Origin of the sequence: Bacillus sp. 522_BSPC, assembly GCF_001076885.1 — a bacterium.
In the GTDB taxonomy this organism is placed as follows: domain Bacteria; phylum Bacillota; class Bacilli; order Bacillales; family Cytobacillaceae; genus Niallia; species Niallia hominis.
In genome coordinates this window covers 1-4,516 of record NZ_JVDT01000087.1, presented here as the reverse complement: position 1 = coordinate 4,516, position 4,516 = coordinate 1, and the positions used below count along the sequence as shown (strand labels likewise).

Genomic DNA, 4,516 nt, shown 5'->3' with positions numbered 1-4,516 from the left:
TCTGGAAGATTGAGATCTTGCTTGTCTGGTTTTTGATACTTGGATTTTAATAATAAACTTATTTGCCCATTAGCTTCCAATATACCGTATTTGACTTCGCGAACTGAAAAGACATTATTTTGACGGAGTATACTCAATACTTGATTTACATCCAATTTGTTCTTTGTAAGTAACTTCCTGTCCATAACACCATCTCGAATGATGATGTTAGGATTGCCTAATAAGAGAGAACGTGTCGATTTATTTTTTAGAGTCATAAACTCTATTCCCAACATAAGAAACGTCCACAATCCGATGGCGTTATTTATGATACGGTTCTGCGTCCTTCATTATTTGGTAAAGCATTCTTTAAAGACAAAGCACTGTCTTCTAAAAACCAGAAGACAATGCGCTTTATTTCCTTTCTGTTTGATTCAACTTCAATTTTCTTAATAAGTGATTTTATTAAGATTTTCTTATTTTCATTGCTTGCACCAGTAAATAAAGCGTTGAAGTTTTCTAGGGCCTCTTTTACAATCTTTTCATCAACAGAGTAGGATGAAGTAACTTTACCGTACTTTTCTTCTAAATCGCTGACAATACCCTGTAATCGATCTACTTCATCCTCAATTTTCCCAGATAACCTTCCGTATGCTTTTGCAGTAATTTCTTTATTGCGATATTCTTCGTCAATAGCGTCCAATTCCTTCTCTTTTACTCTCAATTCCTTTTTATAAGCAACTATTTGCTCTTGAAGTTTGTCTGTATCTGTATGTTTTTCTTTATTTATTTTATCGATAATGTCATTTACGATTCCAGATTTAGAGATTAGACCATTAATATAAGATAAAACTTGTTCTTCGATCAGTTCTTTCTTAACTAAATTGGAGCGGCAGACATCTTTACCCTTTGTATGATAGTTTTGACACATGTAATAAAAATGATATCCTGAACCATTTCTTTTCTTTGACTTACTCATAACAGTTCCAGCCCCGCAGGTGGGACAACGTAATATCCCTGAAAGTATAAACTCACTCTTAATATTTTTGGTATTTGTAGAAGCGTCTCTGTTTACCTTATTAACTTCTTGTACCCTATTCCATAAACCTAATTCGATTATTGCCTCATGTACACCTTCGGCACTGATTGGATCTGTCTTCCCACTTCTCCGTTTCTTTTCCCACTCTCTATGAGTTCCCCAATTTAATTGACCAATATAAGTTCTATTTTCCAAAATTGTTTTTACAGCATTTATACTAAAACTGTTATTTTTCTTAGATTTTTTTCCCTCACTATTTAGTACATTTGTAATCGCTTTGTACCCATAGCCGTTTGCCCTTAATTGAAAAATCTGTTTAACTATTTCACATTCTTCCTCATTAATTACTAAACTTTTCTCTACTACATCGTATCCTAAAATGATACCACCGTTCCACATACCTGATTTTGCACGTTTTTCCATGCCACTTGACACACGCTCTATAATTAGTGACCTTTCATACTCAGCAAAAGTACCTAGCATAGAAATAAACATATAACCGTTGGCATTACTACTATCTATATCACAAGTAGATACTAATAGTTTCATATTTCTTGGATGGAGTTCATTATCAATTAAATCTAAAACATCCCTGTTCTTCCTTGAGATCCGGTCCACTTTCCATACTAAAATCGCATCAAAATCACCATTTCTCATATCAGAAAATAACCTTTGAATTTCAGGTCTGTTGAAATTTTTACCTGAATAGCCACCATCAGTGTACACACCTACTATTTTATACCCTTTCCTTTCGGCATATGCCCTTAACTCATCTTCTTGCCCTTCCAATGAAAAACCTGTTCTTTTTTGCTCCTCAGTACTCACCCTTTTGTAAATCACAACTCTTAATTTTTTATTGTTTTCCATATATATCTCTCCCCTCATTCAAATCACTTTTACTTACAAAATTATTCATAGTATCGTTACCATAAGATTTAATAACTTGACATCGTATCTTTTTCATAATTTCAACGGGATTTGTTTTTTTCTATTTTTCTTCATATCCAATCCTCATATAAATTACAGGTTTCTTTTTTGAATTTTTCACTTATGATATCCCCCTTTAAGATTTGGGCAAGCAGCAGCTTGCCCATGTTCACATTGAATTATAGCGTCGTTACTTTACTTCTTTTTTAGATAATGAATAATTTAAAATAAGTTCCGCAAGAACTGATACTAGTTCTCTTTTTTTCAATTCTTCTTCACTAGGAATATGAAACTTTTCCTTATCACTTTTCAATTCTTTTGTTGTTTTCTTGTCCATTATAGATTCCTCCCTTTTTCAGGAAGGGTTATAGTGTGAAGTAAATATTATAGAGACACCCTCCTACTGTTAATATTGAAATTGATTATAGTTGCTTATAGAAACTAATTAACCTTACCCCTCAGAAACCATATCGGGAAAATATTTGTCTATTAATTCGTATTCTGAACGTTTTTCTAGCCAGTTGTATGTTTGAAGTGAATTTAGAAGAATAATAGTTTCTATTCCCCAAGTATTTCTACCATCTGTTTCACTGTAGCAAGTAAGTGGTCCACCCTCTACATGTAAAAAGAACTGTCCTATTTTAGTTACATATAGATCTTCATAGATATGATTAAAGTCACCTCTTGTAAGCCCATTACTATACTCAGCAATTAGTGTCGCTGTTTCTGTATTATAAATTTTTTTATTGATTATTTTTTTCATTAAACCATCTCCTCGTATAGTAAGTTTATAGTCCTCTTTCGAGGTAATTTCCAATTAAAATATTGTTCTTTGATAATTCTATAGATGTTAGTTCAGATAGTGGGGGGCTAGCCCCCCACTATCTGAAAAAGTTTTCCAAAGGGTGGACTTTTCGTGATGTCCCTAGATAATGGTCTTAGGATCATTTGGGGGATTTCTATCATCTCCTGTAGCTTTGACTACTACAAAAGTCTGTCTCCCCAGTCCTTGTTCGAACTTCTAACCCGCAGGCTGTTCCCTTTGGCAGCCCATGCTGGAAGTTGCAGCTTCCAGGCAGCTCATGGACCAAAGTGAGTTCTAATACGCGAGGGTGATTGACCGACAAGTACACTGGGGATATCCCGAAGAGTCCTTCCCTTGATCCTAGATTGAAAGGAGGTTAGCCACCATGAAATTATTTGTTGGAATAGACGTTAGCTCTCAAGATATGAAAGCTTGTGTCATGAATTTTGAAGGAGAAGCATTAACTGCTCTCACTGTTGACAACAATTTGACTGGGGCATCTTATCTGAAAGATCAGATTGTCAAGATAGCCCAAAGTAACTCAATTTCCGAGATTCAAATCGGGATGGAGGCCACTTCAGTCTATAGTTGGCATCCTGCTATGTTTTTTCACGAGGATGAATCTCTTAAAGAATTTAAAACAACAGTCTTTACTATTAATCCAAAACTAATTAAAAAATTTAAAGAGTCATATGTTGACCTGGATAAAACAGACCAAGTCGATGCTTGGATTATTGCAGATCGCTTACGGTTTGGACGTCTTCCACTAACGGCGGTGATGCAGGAACAATTTATTGCTCTTCAAAGGTTGACAAGAATGAGATATCATCTCGTTCACAACCTAACGCGAGAAAAGCAATATTTTCTGCAACACTTATTTTATAAGTGTAGTTCCTTTACGACTGAAGTGGATAGTTCGGTTTTTGGAAATGCCATGTTAGAGCTATTTCTTGAACAATATAGCTTAGATGAAATTAGCTCAATGGATCTTCAAGAACTTGCGAATTATCTTCAAGATAAGGGCAAAAATCGCTTTACTGACGCCGAGTGTGTGGCGAAATCCATTCAAAAGGCTGCGAGATCTTCCTACCGATTATCAAAGTGTGTGGAAGATTCTATCGACCTATTATTAGGGACTTCAATAGAGTCCATCCGTAGTATAACTAAACAGATTAAAGAACTTGACAAAGCCATCCAAAAGCTTCTAGAAGGTATCCCTAATACCTTACAGACGATTCCAGGAATAGGCCCAGTCTATACCGCTGGTATTTTAGCCGAAATTGGACAAATTGATCGCTTTGATAACCAAGCTTCCATTGCCAAATATAGTGGACTTACATGGTCCAAGAATCAATCAGGAAAGTTCCAAGCTGAGGAAACCAAAATGATACGTTCAGGAAATAGATTTCTTCGTTATTACCTTGTTGAAGCTGCCAACTCGGTTCAACGAAATGAACCTGAATTTCGGGCATACTACCTGAAAAAATATCGTGAGGTTCCTAAGCATCAACACAAAAGAGCACTCGTCTTAACGGCAAGAAAACTTGTGCGGTTGGTCGATGCGCTGCTACGCAACGATCAAGTCTACACGCCAAGAAGGAAGGTGAATAACTAAAGGATAAAACATCCTAAATCCTTCAATATTTTCCAGTAAATGGTTTAATATCTTACTGGGTTTCTTAAGTATTGTCTTTTTTAGGTATTGGTTGGCTTACAATTTCCAATTCCTTAGATTTTGGTACTTGACATATTACCGCAGGACTTTT

5 protein-coding genes are annotated in these 4,516 nt (G+C 35.5%); 1 reads left to right on the top strand and 4 read right to left on the bottom strand.

The window, feature by feature from the left end; all coding sequences use genetic code 11:
• The 4 genes from ADJ83_RS06970 to ADJ83_RS06960 form a co-directional block, all read right to left on the bottom strand.
• Nucleotides 1–275, bottom strand: a 275-nt coding sequence (locus ADJ83_RS06970; RefSeq protein ID WP_239687070.1) for a YetF domain-containing protein, incomplete at its 3' end; no start/stop codon positions are given.
• A gap of 29 nt (nt 276–304) precedes the next feature.
• Entirely contained in the window at nt 305–1,885 is a 1,581-nt protein-coding gene (locus tag ADJ83_RS06965; protein ID WP_031540295.1) for a recombinase family protein, read from the bottom strand.
• A 250-nt stretch (nt 1,886–2,135) separates the two neighbouring features.
• The gene (locus ADJ83_RS25500; RefSeq protein WP_155986800.1) at nt 2,136–2,282 is read right to left on the bottom strand and encodes a hypothetical protein; all 147 of its coding nucleotides are present in this window, start codon (nt 2,280–2,282) and stop codon (nt 2,136–2,138) included.
• Nucleotides 2,283–2,396: 114 nt separating this feature from the next.
• Nucleotides 2,397–2,708, bottom strand: a complete 312-nt coding sequence (locus ADJ83_RS06960; RefSeq protein ID WP_031540297.1) for a hypothetical protein — start codon at nt 2,706–2,708, stop codon at nt 2,397–2,399.
• A gap of 427 nt (nt 2,709–3,135) precedes the next feature.
• Here ADJ83_RS06960 and ADJ83_RS06955 point away from each other — a divergent pair, with 427 nt between their 5' ends.
• The gene (locus tag ADJ83_RS06955; RefSeq protein ID WP_031540352.1) at nt 3,136–4,365 is read left to right on the top strand and encodes an IS110 family transposase; all 1,230 of its coding nucleotides are present in this window, start codon (nt 3,136–3,138) and stop codon (nt 4,363–4,365) included.
• The last annotated feature ends 151 nt before the right edge of the window (nt 4,366–4,516 follow it).

What these genes read in the sequence shown, in the direction of transcription:
- ADJ83_RS06965 (WP_031540295.1), bottom strand. Translation starts at nt 1,885, where the DNA reads ATGGAAAACAATAAAAAATTAAGAGTTGTGATTTACAAAAGGGTGAGT.
- ADJ83_RS25500 (WP_155986800.1), bottom strand. Translation starts at nt 2,282, where the DNA reads ATGGACAAGAAAACAACAAAAGAATTGAAAAGTGATAAGGAAAAGTTT.
- ADJ83_RS06960 (WP_031540297.1), bottom strand. Translation starts at nt 2,708, where the DNA reads ATGAAAAAAATAATCAATAAAAAAATTTATAATACAGAAACAGCGACA.
- ADJ83_RS06955 (WP_031540352.1), top strand. Translation starts at nt 3,136, where the DNA reads ATGAAATTATTTGTTGGAATAGACGTTAGCTCTCAAGATATGAAAGCT.